This window comes from Enterococcus sp. RTP21361st1_A6_RTP21361_211029 (assembly GCF_040910045.1).
Lineage (GTDB): Bacteria > Bacillota > Bacilli > Lactobacillales > Enterococcaceae > Enterococcus_D > Enterococcus_D gallinarum.
This window is the reverse complement of the sequence record NZ_JBDGBK010000074.1, coordinates 1-16,397: the sequence shown is the minus strand read 5'-3', so window position 1 is coordinate 16,397 and position 16,397 is coordinate 1. Positions and strand designations below refer to the sequence as shown.

Genomic DNA, 16,397 nt, shown 5'->3' with positions numbered 1-16,397 from the left:
TGCAGCATCAATTTATTCCACCGACCATCAATGTTCGTGAACAAGATCCTGAAATCGACTTAAATATTGTGAAAAACCAAAGCCAGCCAGCAGAAATTACGTATGCAATGAGTAACTCACTAGGTTTTGGTGGACACAATGCAGTCATCTTATTGAAACGTTGGGAGGAAGCTTAATTGGAAACAAATGAAATCAAGGATCTGCTTTCCCAATTTGATCAGTCCTCTTTGACTGAATTGCAGCTCAAAAAAGAAAACATCGAACTTTATTTTAATAAAAATTCGTTCAGTAGCCGTCAAGTATCATCCGAGAGTTCAGATGTCAAAGTTGAAAGCATCCCTGCAGCTGCACCAGTACCAAGCGTACAACCAACAGCTGCTGGAACCCTCGAGGTTAGTTCAGAGCCAATTATAGCGGGAACGGAGATCGTTTCACCTTTAGTGGGTGTGGTTTACTTAAAACCTAGTCCTGAACAAAGCCAATTCAAACAAATCGGCGATTCTGTCAAAAAAGGGGATGTCCTTTGTATCGTTGAAGCAATGAAAGTAATGAATGAAATTGTTAGCGATGTTGATGGCGAATTAGTTGAAATCTTAGTTGAAAATGAGCAGATCGTTGAATACGATCAACCATTATTCCGTGTGAAAGAAGGGTAAGCTATGTCAGTTATGTCAATTCAAGAAATCAAAGAAATCATTCCCCATCGCTATCCTATGCTCTTAGTGGATCGCATTGAAGAACTAGAAGAAGGAAAACGGGTGGTAGCAAAGAAGAACGTGACCATCAACGAACCTTTTTTTCAAGGCCATTTTCCTCATGAACCAGTCATGCCTGGTGTATTGATCGTTGAAGCAATGGCCCAAGCGGGGGCAGTTGCACTCTTGTCTTTACCGGATTTTCGAGGTAAAACCGCTTATTTCGGCGGACTTGATAAAGCAAAATTCCGCAAAAAAGTAACACCAGGAGATACATTGATCTTAGAAGTAGAAATACTCAAGGTAAAATCTGCAGCAGGAATCGGCAAAGGGATTGCCTATGTTGATGGCAAAAAAGTTGCAGAAGCAGAACTTACCTTCATGATTGGATAGGTGAAAAATGTTTTCTAAAGTATTGATAGCTAACCGTGGTGAGATCGCTGTTCGCATTATACGTGCTTGCCGCGAACTTGGGATCCAAACGGTCGCAGTTTATTCAGAAGCAGATAAAGAAGCGTTACATGCAGAACTTGCCGATGAAGCCATTTGTATTGGCCCGGCGAAAGCAGCAGACTCTTATTTGAATGTGCAACAAATATTAAGCGCCGCGATCGTTACCAAAGCTGAAGCCATCCATCCCGGATTTGGTTTCTTATCAGAAAATAGCCGTTTTGCATCTATGTGTGAAGAATGCAATATTGTCTTTATTGGTCCTAAGAGTGAAACAATCGATGCAATGGGGAACAAAATCAATGCCCGACGGTTGATGATCGAAGCACAAGTGCCAGTGATCCCCGGCAGTCAAGGAGCGATTTCTGATGTGAAAGAAGCATTGACGATCGCTGAAGAAATTGGCTATCCAGTGATGCTTAAAGCAGCAGCAGGCGGTGGTGGTAAAGGCATACGTAAAGTATTGACAAAAGAAGAATTGCCGCAGCATTTTTCTTCCGCTCAGCAAGAAGCAAAAGCCGCTTTTGGTAATGATGAAATGTATATTGAGAAAATCGTGTATCCCGCAAGACATATCGAAGTCCAAGTTTTAGGAGATTCTTTTGGGAATATCATTCACTTGGGCGAGCGGGATTGTTCTTTACAACGGAACAATCAAAAAGTTTTGGAAGAATCGCCATCGGTCGTAATATCAGCTAGTAAACGTCAAGAACTAGGAGCTGCAGCAGTTCGCGCCGCTCAGGCTGTTGGCTATCGCAATGCTGGTACAATCGAATTTCTGATGGATGAAGCTGGCGAATTCTATTTCATGGAAATGAATACTCGCATCCAGGTCGAACATCCGATCACAGAAATGGTGACCAATATCGATCTCGTAAAAAAACAAATTGAGATTGCTAGCGGCGAACCGCTGGATATCAAACAAGAAGATGTCAAAATGCAAGGTGCTGCCATCGAGTGTCGTATCAATGCGGAAAATCCAGCCTTTAATTTTGCTCCTTCCCCTGGAAAAATTCACAATTTGTTTTTACCTGGAGGAGGTCTGGGCGTTCGTGTGGATAGTGCCATGTACTCTGGATATACGATTCCTCCTTACTATGATTCGATGATTGCAAAGGTCATCGTTCATGGAGAAAATCGATTTGAAGCATTGATGAAAATGCAGCGAGCTTTGGCTGAATTAGTGACTGAGGGTGTAGTGACGAATGCAGAATTCCAAATGGATCTGATCGGTCATCCAAAAGTGATTGCCGGAGACTACAACACAGCCTTTTTACAAGAGGAATTCTTGCCAAACTGGACGCCTGAACAATAGGAGGGAAGAGAATGGCTTTATTTAAAAAGAAGAATTACATTCGCATCAATCCTAATCGCGGCCAGGCACCTGCCAATGAACCAACAGTGCCCGACAATCTTTGGGCGAAATGTCCCAGATGTAAACGGACCTTATATACAAAAGAAATGGGCGCAGAAAAAGTCTGTCCTCATTGCGGCTATAATTTCCGTATCAGTGCCTGGGAAAGAATCGCATTAACGATCGACGAAAAAAGCTTGGAAGAATGGGATACAGATGTGAAAACAGAAGATCCTCTCAACTTTCCTGATTATCTCGAAAAAATAGCTTCCGTACAGGAAAAAACTGGTCTCCATGAAGCCGTGTTAACTGGAGAAGCGACAATCAATCAGCAACCTGTGGCAATAGGAATCATGGATTCCAACTTTATTATGGGAAGTATGGGAACTGTCGTAGGTGAAAAAATCACTCGATTGTTTGAGCGAGCGCTTGCGAAGAACTTACCCGTTGTATTATTCACTGCTTCTGGTGGTGCACGGATGCAAGAAGGGATTTTTTCATTGATGCAGATGGCTAAAATCTCTGCAGCAGTGAAGCGTCATAGTGAAGCCGGTTTATTTTATTTGACAGTCTTGACAGATCCAACTACCGGAGGCGTAACAGCAAGTTTTGCAATGGAAGGAGATGTGATTCTCGCTGAACCGCAGGCATTGATTGGGTTTGCGGGGAGACGAGTGATCGAACAAACGATTCGACAAGAACTGCCAGAAGACTTCCAAAAAGCAGAGTTCTTGTTGGAACATGGTTTTGTCGATCAAATCGTTCCACGGACACAATTAAGGGAACGAATTTCCCAATTGCTTAAATTGCATACGATAAAGGGGTGGATGACAAATGATTGAAGCGGCACATGAGATCGTTGAGTTAGCCCGCAGCAAAGATCGTTTGACGGCACTTGATTACTTTGAACATGTTTTTAGCGATTTTCAGGAATTCCATGGGGATCGTCTCTATGCCGATGATGAAGCTGTTGTGGGCGGGGTCGCTGCCTTAGATGGGAAACCTGTGACAGTGATCGGTATCCAAAAAGGGCGGAACCTGCCAGAGAACCTTCGACGAAATTTTGGTGCTCCTCATCCAGAAGGTTACCGAAAAGCGTTGCGGCTAATGAAACAAGCGGAGAAATTTCAACGGCCTGTTATCACATTGATCAATACAGCAGGTGCCTATTGCGGCGTCGGCGCTGAAGAGCGTGGCGAAGGAGAAGCGATTGCGCGCAATCTCTTAGAAATGTCAGATTTAAAAGTACCAATCTTGGCAATCATTATTGGCGAAGGCGGCAGTGGTGGAGCTTTGGCATTGGCTTTAGGGGATGAAGTATGGATGATGGAACATTCTATCTATGCGATTTTATCCCCGGAAGGCTTTGCATCTATCCTCTGGAAAGATGGAAGCCGTGCGAAAGAAGCTGCCGGACTCATGAAAATAACAGCGCAAGAGTTGCACAAGCTTGGAGTGATCGAAAAAGTGATTCCCGAGACCATCGACGGTGAACTGTTGTCGAAAGAGACAGTGATCGCGGAAATGCGATCGGCAATCACCAAAAAGATCGCTGCTCTAGCACAAAAGAATATAGACCAACTCCTTGCTGAGCGCTATCAGCGTTTTCGCAAATTTTAATCATAAGTTTGATATCAATGTCGATTTTTGATCCGTCATTGATTTCAAGCTTTTTTATTTGTCCTTGTGAAATTTCTCTAATATAATAAACATCAGCAGATAGTTGTTTGAAATTCAATAACATTGTGGTATTATGTATATATTCTGAATAAAGATGGGAATATATGCATAATTATTTATTTTATAAGGGGAGAAAACAAATGAAGAAATTGATGAGTGGATTTATAACAGTTGCTGCTTTATTAACTTTAGCTGCATGTGGGAATGGTGGATCATCAAGCACTGATTCGTCAAAAAAAGGAGATCAAAATCAGCTAGAAGCTATCAAGTCTGCTGGTGTATTAAATGTAGCGACATCAGCTGATTTTGCACCTTTTGAGTTCCATGCTTTGATTGATGGTAAAGACCAAATCGTCGGCGCGGACATTGATCTGGTAAATGAAATCGCCAAAGAATTAGGCGTCAAAGTCAATGTAATGGACTTAGAGTTCAATGCTGTTCTAACTGCATTGAGCCAAGGAAAAGCGGATATTGCGGTTTCTGGGATCTCAGCAACTGATGAAAGAAAACAAACATTTGATTTTACTGACAACTACTTTACACCTGAACAAAAAATCGTGATCAAAAAGGACAATACGGATGCAGTGTCTGCAATCGATGACTTTTCAGGAAAGAAGGTAGGCGCCCAAAAAGGATCGATCCAAGAGGCTGTGGTTCAAAACCAATTAGCTGACTCACAATTGGTTTCGATTGCGAAAGTGCCTAACTTGATCAATGAATTGAAACAAGGATCGATCGATGGGCTAGTACTTGAAAGTGCCGTTGCAGACTCATATGTTGCTCAAAATGATGATTTGGCAGTGGCTGACATTGCTTTGGAAGCTTCACCAGATGATTCTTATGCTATCGCTCTACCAAAAGGCAGCACAGAATTAAAAGATGAATTGAACCGTATTTTGAAAGAATTGAATGATAAAGGGACAATTAATGAATACGTTCAAAAGAATACAGACTTAGCCAACGAAAATGCGGCTGAATAGATCGGAGTAGTAAATTTATGGATTTTTCCTTCTTGTCGACTTATTATCCTTACTTTATCTCAGGGGTATTGATTACGATTGTCATCTCCATTATTACAGTGATCCTAGGCACCATCCTCGGAATCACCTTTGCATTGATGAAGTTATCAAAAGTAAAACCATTACGCTGGATCGCTAATACATATATCGAAGTGTTACGGGGAACACCGATGCTGGTTCAGATATTGATTGCATTTGGGTTATTGCAGGGGCTGTTCTCACTGCCGACGATTTCGTTTGGTGTGTTGAATCTTGACTTTGGACGACTATTCCCAGGGATTATCGCCCTTTCATTGAACTCAGGGGCTTACGTTGCTGAAATCGTTCGTGGTGGTATCAATGCAGTCGATTTTGGTCAATCAGAAGCAGCTGGTTCGCTAGGATTGCGTCCTGCACAAGCGATGCGGTATGTTATTTTACCTCAAGCTTTGCGTAATATCTTGCCTCCTCTAGGTAACGAGTTCATTGTTTTGATCAAAGACTCCTCTTTGTTATCCACTATCGGTATCTACGAATTGATGAATAGCGCACAAATTGTTGTGACAAGTTCGTATCAGCCATTAACTCCTTTATATGTTGCCGCTGTAATTTACTTTATTTTAACGTTTACCACCTCCCGCTTGTTGAATCTATGGGAGAAAAAACTCGGCAAAGGTTACCGGCGATAGGAGGAAAAAAGATGGATACAATGATTAAAGTAAAGAATTTACACAAAACATTTGGAACAAATCAGGTGCTTAAAGGTATCAATACTGAAATCAAAAAAGGTGAGGTCGTTGTTGTGATTGGACCTTCCGGATCGGGAAAGAGTACTTTTTTACGCTGCTTGAATTTGTTAGAAGAACCAACAAGCGGCAATATTTACTTTAAAGGGACGGACATTACTGACAAAAAAAATGATATTTATCAAATGCGGGAAAAATTAGGCATGGTTTTTCAAAACTTTAACCTCTTCCCCAATCTGACAGTAATGGATAATATTACATTGTCGCCAATCAAAGTAAAAAAAATGTCTAAAGAAGACGCTCGGAAAATCGGAGAGAAACTGTTGACTGACGTAGGGTTGCCGGATAAAGCAAAAGCTTATCCTCAAAGCTTATCCGGAGGACAAATGCAACGGATCGCTATTGCTCGCGCATTGGCGATGCAGCCAGAAGTGATGTTGTTTGACGAACCAACATCGGCGTTAGACCCGGAAATGGTCGGTGAGGTATTGAGTGTCATGCAGCGTTTGGCTCAAGAAGGGATGACGATGGTGATCGTTACCCATGAAATGGGATTTGCCAAAGAGGTTGGCGACCGCGTTCTTTTCATGGACCAAGGGGTCATTATGGAAGAGGGGACTCCTGCTCAAATATTTGATGCACCGCAAAATCCGCGGACAATCGATTTTCTGGCAAAAGTCTTATGATCTTTTTTAGACCATGAAGTTGGTTAGTGTGATGTGCGTTCATATCGGTCAAGATGAAAAACAATGAATTGTCTGAACGATTCTTGAGGAAGGAAGCTGCAGAAGTAATCTGCATTGATTGCTCACTCCTCTGATCGTTCGGCTTTTTTATTTTTTAAAGAAAGTAGCAGTGGATGATCCGTTGCTTTTTTCAACTAGATGAAAATCTGTTGCTGAGAGTTGTAGCTCAGTCTAGTATTTCACACGATTCTATTGTATAATTACAGGTTGAAAGTAGCATTATAAGTAGGATGCCTTTAAATAATCATCAGTGACCCTGTGGGGACTGATTGACGACTTGTCAGCTGACAATCTGTTTTTATCTAGACGTGTCAACAAATTGACTATTTTTGTCACATGAATAAAAGAATCAAGGAGAATCTATGTTTTCAAAATTTAAACCGACTTGGATGGTCGATGCCATCTATCAGATCACTCCCCATCAACTTAAGAAGCAAGGCATCAAAGCTGTTCTAACTGACCTTGATAATACCCTGATTGCTTGGAATGATCCTGACGGTAGTGAAGAGCTAAAAAATTGGTTGTTAGAAATGAAGAATGCGGGAATCCCGGTGATTGTCGTTTCAAACAATAATAGTGAACGGGTCGCACGGGCAGTGGCGCCCTTTGGTTTGCAATACGTCCATCGAGCATTGAAACCTTTTTCTCGTGGCATCAAGCAAGGATACCGCCAACTCGGCTTGCAAAAAGAAGATGTTGTGATGATCGGTGATCAAATCATGACCGACATTCAAGGTGCTAATCGAGCAGGGGTCCGTAGTATCTTAGTGAAGCCGATCATTAATACGGATTCATGGAAAACACAATTCAACCGTTTGCTGGAGCGAAGAATTATGAAGTATTTATTGAAACACAATCCAGAAATGAAATGGCGAGGTGGAATTTGATAATGAATGAAGAAATGATTCATTGTATTGGCTGTGGCGCGCTGATCCAGACAGAAAATCCAACAGAGCTTGGTTATACACCGCTCTCTGCATTAGAGAAAGGGTTAGAAACCGGAGAAGTCTATTGCCAACGCTGTTTCCGCTTGCGACATTACAATGAAATCCAAGATGTCTCGCTGACAGACGATGATTTTCTGCGTTTACTGAACGAACTTGGTCAAAAAGATGCATTAATCGTAAATGTAGTGGATATCTTTGATTTTAACGGTTCGTTGATTCCAGGACTTCATCGTTTTGTGGGAGACAATCCTGTGTTGCTAGTGGGCAATAAAGTGGATATCTTGCCAAAGTCATTGAAGAAATCAAAAATGACCCAATGGATGAGAGAGCGTGCCCATGAAGCAGGGCTGCGTCCAATCGATGTTTTATTGACAAGTGCAAAAAAAGCCGCCGAAATGACTGAATTGTTACAGGCGATCGATCATTATCGAGAAGGTCGAGATGTCTATGTGGTAGGTGTTACGAATGTTGGTAAGTCGACATTGATCAATCAAATCATCAAACAGACGGCTGGAGTCCAAGAATTGATTACTACTTCTCGTTTTCCAGGGACAACACTTGATAAAATCGAAATTCCTCTCGACGACGGTCACTTTTTGATCGACACTCCAGGGATCATCCACCGACATCAGATGGCTCATTACCTTGGAAAGAAAGATTTAAAAATCGTGGCGCCGAATAAGGAAATCAAACCGAAAAGCTACCAATTGAATGCTGGCCAAACACTCTTTTTCGGAGGAGTGGCACGTTTTGACTTTATTCAAGGAGAGCGCAGCTCATTCATTGCTTATGTAGCAAATGATGTGGTGCTGCATCGCACGAAGTTAGAAAAAGCTGATGCTTTTTATCAAAAACATGTTGGTGGTCTTTTACAACCGCCTCGTCCTGATGAGTTAGCTGATTTTCCGGAGTTAGTTCGCTTTGAATTTTCGATCAAAGAAAAAACAGATATTGTTTTTGCAGGTTTAGGATGGATCACAGTCACAAAACCAGGAGTTGTTGCTGGTTGGGCACCCAAAGGCGTTGATGTGATCAAACGGAAAGCATTAATTTAAAGGAAGAAGGCAGAACATGGAATTACGAGGAAAACAAAAGCGGTTTTTACGCAGTGAAGCGCATCATTTAACACCGATTTTTCAGATTGGCAAAGGCGGGTTGAATGAGGCAATGATCAATCAAATCGAAGAAGCGCTAGAAAAAAGAGAATTGATCAAGGTATCTTTATTGCAAAATACCGACGAAGTGGCGGAGGACGCTGCTACAGCAATCAGTGAAGCGATTCAATGCGAGGTTGTTCAAATCATTGGACGCGTGATTGTGTTATTCAAACCATCTACAAAAGAAAAATATAAAAAAATCTCTGTAAACGTACGTTCATTATAGGAGTGATTTGACATGCAAGGAAATTCGTTTGGCAAAGTTCAGACCTTATATACAACAGAAGCGGCTTATCAAGCGCCTAAAAAACAAGTGGGCATACTGGGGGGAAATTTCAACCCCGTTCACTATACCCACTTGGTCATGGGTGAAGAAGTTGGGCAAGCTTTGGGCTTGGATAAAGTCTATTTTATGCCTGAGTATCTTCCGCCGCATGTCGATGAAAAAAAGACGATCCCGGCTGCTCACCGACTGGCAATGTTACAGTTAGCGATTGCGGATAATCCCCGATTTGCGATTGAAGACATTGAATTGAAACGTAAAGGGAAAAGCTATACTTTTGATACAATGAAGGAACTGACTGAAAAGAACCCTGATACAAGTTATTACTTTATTATTGGCGGCGACATGGTACAATACTTGCCGAAGTGGCATCGGATTGATGAATTGATGGAGTTGGTCACCTTCGTCGGGGTTCGTCGTCCTAGTTATCCCGTTGAAACACCCTATCCGATCATTTGGATCGATGTGCCTTTGATGGATATCAGCTCCACAATAATTCGTAAGAAAGTGCAACAAGGATGCTCGATTCGCTACTTATTGCCGGAAAATGTGTTAAACTATATTCAAGAAAAGGGGCTGTATCTGGATGAATAGCCAACAGTATACGCCTGCTGAACGCGAATTATTGATGCAGGAAGTACAAATGCATATGAGCCAAAAACGATTTCAGCATGTACTAGGTGTGGAAAAAACTGCTGTCGCATTGGCTGAAAAATTCGGTGCTTCACCGGAAAAAGCCAGTATCGCTGCGCTGACTCATGATTATGCCAAAGAGCGTCCAGATGAAGAATTCCAGCTTGTCATTCGGCGAGATGGTTTTGATCTGGAATTGCTCAATTGGAGCAATGCTATTTGGCATGGTATTGTGGGAGCCGATTTTGTTCAGCGAGAGTTAGGCATCGATGACGAAGAGATCCTACAAGCCATTCGTATCCATACGACTGGTGCTGCAGAAATGAGTTTGTTGGATAAGATCATTTACGTTGCCGATTATATCGAACCTGGTCGGTCATTTCCTGGTGTGAAAGAAGCCCGTGAATTAGCTATGATTGATCTTGACGCTGCAGTAGCTTACGAAACGAAACATACATTGCTTTATTTGATTGAAAAGGAAGCACCAATTTATCCCAAGACGATTGAAACATACAATCATTGGGTCGCAAACCATTAGGAGGGAATTACCATAGATAGCCAGAGAATTTTAGAAATTGCTGTTAAAGCAGCAGATTCAAAACATGCCGAAGATATTATGGCATTAGACGTTCGTGAAATTTCATTATTAGCCGATTACTTTGTGATTTGTTCAGGGAACAGTGACAGACAAATCAATGCCATCATTGATGAAGTTCTTGACAAAGAAGAAGAAAACCAAGTGGAGGTTCGCCGTGTTGAAGGAAAAGATGGTGGTAAATGGGTCTTGATTGATCTTGGTGATGTCATCGTTCACGTTTTCAACGCTTCAGAACGTGCGTTTTATAATTTAGAAAAATTATGGTCAGATGCACCGCTTGTTGATCTGAACGAATGGGTCGTGGCTTAATAATGGCCTACGAAACATTTGCTTTTGTCTATGACGAAGTAATGGATTCCAGTCTCTATCAAAAGTGGCTGGATTTTTCTTGCCGTCATTTAGGTGAAAAAAAACAAATTATGGAACTAGCCTGCGGAACAGGTGCATTAGCAGTAGAATTCGCAAAAGCGGGTTTTGATGTAACCGGCTTAGACCTTTCAGAAGAAATGTTGATGATCGCCAGTCAGCGGGCGGAACAAGAGGATACGCCCATCCAATTGGTAGAAGGGGACATGCTGGATCTGACAGATGTGGGAACCTACGAAGCGATCACTTGTTACTCTGACTCAATCTGTTATATGGAAGATGAACAAAGTGTCCAACAAGTTTTCGATGGGGTTTATAACAGCTTGCGTGACGACGGGGTATTTATGTTCGATGTACACTCAACGTACCAGATCGATGAAGTATTCCCTGATTACAGCTACCACTATCAAACAGATGAGTTTGCCTTTCTCTGGGAAAGTTACCAAGGAGAAGTTCCTCACAGCATTGAACATTTTTTGACTTTTTTTGTGCAAAATGAGGATGGAACTTTCCAACGAATGGATGAACTACACCGAGAACGCACCTATTCGCTTGAAAGTTATCAGCGGATGTTAGAAAATGCTGGCTTCTCTGAAGTCGAAATGTATGCAGACTTTATTGATAGTCCGCCAAATGAAAAGAGCCGTCGTTGGTTCTTTGTCTGCCGCAAGCTTTGATTGTTTGCGGTTTTTTTTAGATTAAAAAGAACTTAAATTTTTTTGCTGATGGGAGAAAGGAGTGGAGAAATGCAAGCATGCGGTATTGTTGTAGAGTATAATCCTTTTCATAATGGCCATGAATTTCATGTCCAGCAAGCTAGAAAAGCATCTGGAGCGGATGTTGTTGTGGCGGTGATGAGTGGCAACTTTTTGCAGCGAGGAGAACCGGCAATCGTTGACAAATGGCAGCGTGCTCGAGCTGCAATCGAAAATGGCGTGGATCTAATTGTAGAATTACCGCCGGCTTGGTCAGTTCAATCAGCTGATTTCTTTGCAAAAGGAGCAATTAGAATTCTGCAATCATTGGATTGCTCCTTTTTATGTTTTGGAACGGACGCTCCCGAACCATTTGATTATGAAGCATTTGCGCATTTTGAGCGAAACAATCAAGAAGTCATCGACCAGTTTTTCCAAGAGAATGCTTCTGAGAACCAAACCTATACACAAAAAATGCATGCGGCTTTTGCAGCAGTCTATCCAGACTTTTTGGCAGAGGCTCATTTGCCTAATCACATATTGGGCATGCGCTATGCTCGTGAAACGTGTCAGTATCCATCACCAATGAAACTGTTGCCGATTTCAAGGAAACAAGCGGCCTATCACTCACAAGAATTGTCTGGTGGGATGATTGCCAGTGCGACGGCTATTCGCAAAGCTGTGAAGGCAGGTCAAGAGATTAAAGGGTACGTTCCTGAAAGTGTAAGAAATGATTTATTAGACCAAACGATTGATTGGGAGTTTTTTTGGCCATTGTTGCAGTACCAACTTATCGCAACCCCTCTTGAACAATTGCGAACCCGGTATCAAGTGACCGAAGGATTAGAATATCGGATCAAAGATTGTTTACACGCCACTTCTTTTGCGGAATTTATGGCACTTCTGAAAACAAAACGGTATACTAGAACTAGACTTCAGCGGTTGATGTGTTATCTATTGTTTCAAGCAACCAGTGAAGAAGTCCAACAAGCGCAAAAGAATACCGGGATTCGTATTTTGGGGTTTACAACAGCAGGTCAAACTTATTTAAAGCAAGTTAAAAAGAAGACAGACCTGCCGCTCATTTCTAAATTTGGCAAAAAGGAAAGCGAGCGTTTTGGGTATTCTTTACGGGTAGATCAAATCTATCAGTTGGCATCACCACAGATTGTAGAACAAAATTTTGGTCGTTCCCCTATTTTTCTAAAGAATTGAACTGAAATTACTTCACAGAACAGGAAATCACAAGTATAATGATTAAGGAATTTTGATTATAAAGAAAGCGAAGTGAAATTATGGGTCGTAAATGGGCAAATATCGTAGCAAAGAAAACTGCTAAGGATGCAAACAATAGCCGAGTTTATGCAAAATTTGGAATCGAAATCTACGCGGCAGCAAAATCAGGTGATCCTGATCCTCATGCGAACCAAAAATTGCGCTTTGTTATTGAACGTGCAAAAACATACAATGTACCAAAACACATCATTGACCGAGCAATTGAGAAAGCAAAAGGTTCAGGGGATGAACAATACTCCGAATTGCGTTATGAAGGGTTCGGACCAAATGGTTCAATGGTTATCGTCGATACATTGACGAATAATGTTAACCGTACAGCAGCAGACGTACGAGCAGCTTTTGGTAAAAATGGCGGAAACATGGGTGTTTCTGGCGCGGTTGCTTACATGTTTGATAATACGGCATTATTTGGTTTTTCTGGTACGGATGCAGATGACATCTTAGAATACTTGATGGAAAAAGACATCGACGTGCGCGATGTTCTTGAAGAAGATGGTCAAATCATCGTCCATGGAGAACCTAGTGATTTTCATGTGATTCAAGAAGCTTTAAAAGAAAAAGGAATTACTGAGTTTTCAATTGCTGAGATGCAGATGATTCCTCAAAATGAAGTCACTTTGACTGGAGAAGATCTTGAAAAATTTGAAAAAATGATCGATGCACTAGAAGACTTAGAGGATGTCCAAAACGTTTATCATAATGTAGCAGACAGCGAAGAAGAATAAAAGTAAGACATCCTTGAAAGTTTATCTGTGCTTTCGGGGGTGTTTTTTTACTTTCATTTTTATCGTTTTCAAAAAACAAAGGGGTATTTATTTTGGTTTAATCGCTTTTTTTATGTTATTATTTAAGTAATTAGCAGTATGAGCAAGAAGGGAGCGGCAGAGTTGGAAGAAAAAATCGTTTTAGAGCCTTTTGATCGGATTTTAAGCGGATACGATAAATTAGCAGAAGTATCTGTCTCAGTTTCTGATTGTTCTGCACTGTGCCGCAAATACAAAAAATACGGTGTAGAGGGATACCGTTTGGGCGGCTTTCGTGGAGCCACCTATTTGAATCGTTACTTGAATGTGACGGTAGATCGTGCGCCTTTACTGATTTATAAACGGAATTTTTTGATCCCGCTGGTTTTTCGAGTATCGGAAGCGTCCCAACGCTTATTTTTGGACAATTATCGGATGGAAGGCTTTTTCTTGTTGTTAGAGTGGCTGCTGCATCATCGTCCAGAAAAAGCAATCATTGATTTTCAGAAAAGTAATCAAATTGATCCTGAAAGGGAATATGTGATCGACAGTTCTTATATTGCTTTTCGTTTAACAGAAATTCTAGATGGTTCCGGTTTTCCCCTCAGTCACTTTACAGATGTCGAACAATTTATGGAATGGAACCGGATCTATCGATTGATCGACAATGGCAGTATTGGAAAACATAGTAAAATCTTTGATCCTGACAATGAAGAAAATGTTTCAGAACTTCAGATGATTTTGACGATTGTCGCGATGAAATATCCAGAAACGAGACTCTTTATCGGTGAATTGAAGGGGTGATCGAACCCTGTAAAAAAATGACAAAACAAATACCGATCAAACAAGGCTTTTGTCGAGAAGAATATTGTTTGATTGATCATTTATCGCTAGGCAAAAACGAGAGCAAGGGATTGTCCGCTTGCTCTCGTTTTTTTGATGTATCAATCGCTTTCCTTAAAGCAATTGTAATGCGTAGGTTGCGGGATCAGCTTTCTCTAGCAATTGATTGGTGTTATTTTGCAAAACAATCAATTGGTGCATGGCACGGGTCGCCATGGTATAGAAGATCAATTGATCTTGCTCCGTCACAAAAGAAGTCCCATACGTCCATAAGAATACTTGATCAAATTCCAACCCTTTAGCTAAAAAGGCTGGAAAAATCATGATTTTACGTTTCATAAAATCTTCCTCTGAAGTAATTAATTGAACTTGATCCTGCATCCCTTCAGAGAGCTGGGCATAAAGCGCTCGGCAGTCGGTAGCTGTCTTACAGATGATAGCTGTGCGCCAGTGTGACTGTGATTTGGTTAATGCTTGCTGCAAGTAGTCCAGACCAACTGTTTCGTTCTCGGTTTGAATGACTTGAGGGAGAGCCCCTTCGCGTGCTGTCAATTCAACTTGATCGGAACCAGTTAAGAATTGGTTGGCAAAATCCGTGATTTCTTTCGTTGAACGATAGCTGGTTTTTAATTGATACCGAGTCACGCTGTCAGCAGGAAACAACTCTTCCAACGAACCAACGATCGTTTCATTACCGTAGACCTTTTGATTTAAATCACCACATAAAGTAATTCCGGCTTTAGGATATAATTGACGTAAGAGAGCCACTTGAGCAGGCGGAAAATCCTGCATCTCATCAATGAAAATAAACCGTGCTTTTTCATCCACATAGATTGGGTAAAGTTGTTTGATCAACAAAAAGAATAGCACGGCATCTTCTTGGGTCAATTGGCGTTGCCGCAGACCTTCTCGCAGAAGTCGGAGATGTTGTTGCCAATCTTCATCACGGATCGCTTGATCGTCTAACAACGTCTTAGGAACTGCCTGTAAGAAATGTAAATACTGCTTGGTTTGGTTGATAAACTGGTATTGTTTGACACCACGAGTTAGTGAGCGGAATTTTTTCTTAACGATTTGCTGCCGGATTTGCTTACGCAATCGGCGTTCATTTTCTTCGGTGTACTCCTGATAAGGATCTTTGGCAAAATGTTGCTGCAACTGCTCTTCGGTTGCTTCTTTGACCCAATCTTTTTTGGCCTCATCTTTTTCAAGACCACCGATTTTTTTCAGTAATTTTGTTTGTAATAATTGACTCCGTTGATACAAAGGAAGCTCTTGATTTGTTTCTTGATACCAACGACGGATTTGTTCTTTCGTAATGTATGTCTGTCCTTGAATTTTTAAATCACGAAATAACGGACCGATCGCAGAAATCTTCTGTACGTATCGTTGAATCAATTTGACAAGTTTCAGACTGCTTTTGATCTTTTCAATCCGATCGTCTGCTCCTGATAAGAAAGTTTCTTCTAGCTGTGTTTCTTTTGTGATTTGGAAATTGGGCAGAGCTCTTTGGATGAAATGGTGGAACGTACGTGTTGGCACTTCACTTTCCCCAAGAGAAGGCAAGACCATTGAAATATAATCAGAAAATAAATGATTGGGAGAGAAAAGCAAGACTTGTTCTTCATCCAGCCATTTGCGGTTGCGGTAAAGCAAGAACGCCACCCGTTGCAACAGTGCCGATGTTTTACCACTGCCGGCAATTCCTTCAATCAGCATGAACTTGCTAGTAGTATCACGAATGATCTGATTTTGTGCTTTTTGGATCGTTGAGACAATATTTTTCATTTGAGAAGAAGAGGCTTCGTCTAAAATCTCCAGCAAAAACTCATCATTGATGATTTCTGAAGTGTCCACCATAGACAAAATCTGGCCTTCTTGAATTTTGAATTGACGCTTCAGCAACAACTCAACTGTAAAGCGATCGGTTTCTGTTTCATAAAACGTTTCGCCTAATTCTCCTTCGTAATATAAATTTGCGATAGGTGCCCGCCAATCGATGACAATTGTTTCTTCTTGCTGATCCCTTAAAGAGGCGATCCCTAGATAAAGTGTTTCTTTTTCTTGTTCTTCTTGAAAATCAATTCGGGCAAAATAAGGATTGCTAGCCATTGTTTCCAATGTTTTGACCCTTTTCTCTTGAGATTCCGCTGTTCGATATTTTAAC

Annotated in this window: 19 protein-coding genes and 1 pseudogene; 19 read left to right on the top strand and 1 reads right to left on the bottom strand. The window is 41.3% G+C overall.

All coding sequences use genetic code 11. From position 1 onward, the window contains the following. The 19 genes and pseudogenes from AB5Z52_RS12360 to AB5Z52_RS12270 all read left to right on the top strand — a co-directional run. Positions 1-176 (top strand): annotated as a pseudogene (locus AB5Z52_RS12360) (beta-ketoacyl-[acyl-carrier-protein] synthase II); the annotation flags it as partial. Further along, positions 177-656 (top strand): acetyl-CoA carboxylase biotin carboxyl carrier protein, encoded by a 480-nt coding sequence (gene accB, locus AB5Z52_RS12355; protein ID WP_003126350.1) that lies wholly within the window; start codon positions 177-179, stop codon positions 654-656. It begins immediately after the preceding pseudogene. 12 nt (positions 657-668) lie between these two features. Next, positions 669-1,088, top strand: a complete 420-nt coding sequence (gene fabZ / locus AB5Z52_RS12350) for a 3-hydroxyacyl-ACP dehydratase FabZ (protein WP_029486743.1) — start codon at positions 669-671, stop codon at positions 1,086-1,088. Positions 1,089-1,095: 7 nt separating this feature from the next. Beyond that, positions 1,096-2,460 (top strand): acetyl-CoA carboxylase biotin carboxylase subunit, encoded by a 1,365-nt coding sequence (locus AB5Z52_RS12345; protein ID WP_003126352.1) that lies wholly within the window; start codon positions 1,096-1,098, stop codon positions 2,458-2,460. Positions 2,461-2,471: 11 nt separating this feature from the next. Continuing rightward, complete coding sequence (gene accD / locus AB5Z52_RS12340) at positions 2,472-3,341, top strand: acetyl-CoA carboxylase, carboxyltransferase subunit beta (protein WP_096710615.1); 870 nt, start codon at positions 2,472-2,474, stop codon at positions 3,339-3,341. Continuing rightward, positions 3,334-4,119: an acetyl-CoA carboxylase carboxyl transferase subunit alpha gene (locus AB5Z52_RS12335; RefSeq protein ID WP_003126354.1), complete on the top strand. Its 786-nt coding sequence runs from the start codon at positions 3,334-3,336 to the stop codon at positions 4,117-4,119. The genes accD and AB5Z52_RS12335 overlap by 8 nt, the downstream gene beginning before the upstream one ends. Positions 4,120-4,319: 200 nt before the next feature. Then, the gene (locus AB5Z52_RS12330) at positions 4,320-5,159 is read left to right on the top strand and encodes a transporter substrate-binding domain-containing protein (RefSeq protein ID WP_368266937.1); all 840 of its coding nucleotides are present in this window, start codon (positions 4,320-4,322) and stop codon (positions 5,157-5,159) included. 17 nt (positions 5,160-5,176) lie between these two features. Further along, a complete protein-coding gene (locus AB5Z52_RS12325) occupies positions 5,177-5,866 on the top strand; it encodes an amino acid ABC transporter permease (RefSeq protein ID WP_005471270.1) in 690 nt (229 codons plus the stop codon). Between the two features lie 11 nt (positions 5,867-5,877). After that, complete coding sequence (locus AB5Z52_RS12320; protein WP_003126356.1) at positions 5,878-6,609, top strand: amino acid ABC transporter ATP-binding protein; 732 nt, start codon at positions 5,878-5,880, stop codon at positions 6,607-6,609. Positions 6,610-7,031: 422 nt separating this feature from the next. Then, positions 7,032-7,556 (top strand): YqeG family HAD IIIA-type phosphatase, encoded by a 525-nt coding sequence (locus AB5Z52_RS12315; protein ID WP_003126357.1) that lies wholly within the window; start codon positions 7,032-7,034, stop codon positions 7,554-7,556. A gap of 2 nt (positions 7,557-7,558) precedes the next feature. Then, complete coding sequence (gene yqeH / locus AB5Z52_RS12310; RefSeq protein ID WP_003126358.1) at positions 7,559-8,671, top strand: ribosome biogenesis GTPase YqeH; 1,113 nt, start codon at positions 7,559-7,561, stop codon at positions 8,669-8,671. Between the two features lie 16 nt (positions 8,672-8,687). Beyond that, positions 8,688-8,999 carry a ribosome assembly RNA-binding protein YhbY gene (gene yhbY / locus AB5Z52_RS12305; protein WP_003126359.1) on the top strand — a complete coding sequence of 104 codons (312 nt, stop codon included), beginning with the start codon at positions 8,688-8,690 and terminating at the stop codon, positions 8,997-8,999. Positions 9,000-9,011: 12 nt separating this feature from the next. Beyond that, positions 9,012-9,650 (top strand): nicotinate-nucleotide adenylyltransferase, encoded by a 639-nt coding sequence (locus tag AB5Z52_RS12300; protein ID WP_003126360.1) that lies wholly within the window; start codon positions 9,012-9,014, stop codon positions 9,648-9,650. Beyond that, positions 9,643-10,227, top strand: a complete 585-nt coding sequence (yqeK, locus tag AB5Z52_RS12295) for a bis(5'-nucleosyl)-tetraphosphatase (symmetrical) YqeK (protein ID WP_003126361.1) — start codon at positions 9,643-9,645, stop codon at positions 10,225-10,227. The genes AB5Z52_RS12300 and yqeK overlap by 8 nt, the downstream gene beginning before the upstream one ends. 27 nt (positions 10,228-10,254) lie before the next feature. Continuing rightward, entirely contained in the window at positions 10,255-10,596 is a 342-nt protein-coding gene (gene rsfS / locus AB5Z52_RS12290; protein ID WP_034704322.1) for a ribosome silencing factor, read from the top strand. Between the two features lie 2 nt (positions 10,597-10,598). After that, positions 10,599-11,330, top strand: coding sequence for a class I SAM-dependent methyltransferase (locus AB5Z52_RS12285; RefSeq protein ID WP_288551636.1), 732 nt, complete (start codon positions 10,599-10,601; stop codon positions 11,328-11,330). A gap of 69 nt (positions 11,331-11,399) precedes the next feature. Beyond that, entirely contained in the window at positions 11,400-12,563 is a 1,164-nt protein-coding gene (locus tag AB5Z52_RS12280; protein ID WP_137264863.1) for a nucleotidyltransferase, read from the top strand. An 80-nt stretch (positions 12,564-12,643) separates the two neighbouring features. Next, on the top strand, positions 12,644-13,369 hold the full coding sequence (locus AB5Z52_RS12275) for a YebC/PmpR family DNA-binding transcriptional regulator (protein ID WP_003126366.1): 726 nt from the start codon (positions 12,644-12,646) through the stop codon (positions 13,367-13,369). Between the two features lie 162 nt (positions 13,370-13,531). After that, complete coding sequence (locus tag AB5Z52_RS12270; protein WP_003126367.1) at positions 13,532-14,191, top strand: hypothetical protein; 660 nt, start codon at positions 13,532-13,534, stop codon at positions 14,189-14,191. Positions 14,192-14,344: 153 nt separating this feature from the next. Here AB5Z52_RS12270 and helD read toward each other — a convergent pair. Then, the coding region (helD, locus tag AB5Z52_RS12265; protein ID WP_368266935.1) for an RNA polymerase recycling motor HelD at positions 14,345-16,397 on the bottom strand (2,053 nt) is incomplete at its 5' end.

Coding starts and splice junctions, on each gene's coding strand:
- yhbY (WP_003126359.1), top strand. CDS start 8,688: ATGGAATTACGAGGAAAACAAAAGCGGTTTTTACGCAGTGAAGCGCAT.
- AB5Z52_RS12315 (WP_003126357.1), top strand. CDS start 7,032: ATGTTTTCAAAATTTAAACCGACTTGGATGGTCGATGCCATCTATCAG.
- AB5Z52_RS12280 (WP_137264863.1), top strand. CDS start 11,400: ATGCAAGCATGCGGTATTGTTGTAGAGTATAATCCTTTTCATAATGGC.
- fabZ (WP_029486743.1), top strand. CDS start 669: ATGTCAATTCAAGAAATCAAAGAAATCATTCCCCATCGCTATCCTATG.
- yqeK (WP_003126361.1), top strand. CDS start 9,643: ATGAATAGCCAACAGTATACGCCTGCTGAACGCGAATTATTGATGCAG.
- AB5Z52_RS12335 (WP_003126354.1), top strand. CDS start 3,334: ATGATTGAAGCGGCACATGAGATCGTTGAGTTAGCCCGCAGCAAAGAT.
- AB5Z52_RS12300 (WP_003126360.1), top strand. CDS start 9,012: ATGCAAGGAAATTCGTTTGGCAAAGTTCAGACCTTATATACAACAGAA.
- AB5Z52_RS12285 (WP_288551636.1), top strand. CDS start 10,599: ATGGCCTACGAAACATTTGCTTTTGTCTATGACGAAGTAATGGATTCC.
- AB5Z52_RS12330 (WP_368266937.1), top strand. CDS start 4,320: ATGAAGAAATTGATGAGTGGATTTATAACAGTTGCTGCTTTATTAACT.
- AB5Z52_RS12325 (WP_005471270.1), top strand. CDS start 5,177: ATGGATTTTTCCTTCTTGTCGACTTATTATCCTTACTTTATCTCAGGG.
- AB5Z52_RS12345 (WP_003126352.1), top strand. CDS start 1,096: ATGTTTTCTAAAGTATTGATAGCTAACCGTGGTGAGATCGCTGTTCGC.
- accD (WP_096710615.1), top strand. CDS start 2,472: ATGGCTTTATTTAAAAAGAAGAATTACATTCGCATCAATCCTAATCGC.
- yqeH (WP_003126358.1), top strand. CDS start 7,559: ATGAATGAAGAAATGATTCATTGTATTGGCTGTGGCGCGCTGATCCAG.
- AB5Z52_RS12320 (WP_003126356.1), top strand. CDS start 5,878: ATGGATACAATGATTAAAGTAAAGAATTTACACAAAACATTTGGAACA.
- AB5Z52_RS12275 (WP_003126366.1), top strand. CDS start 12,644: ATGGGTCGTAAATGGGCAAATATCGTAGCAAAGAAAACTGCTAAGGAT.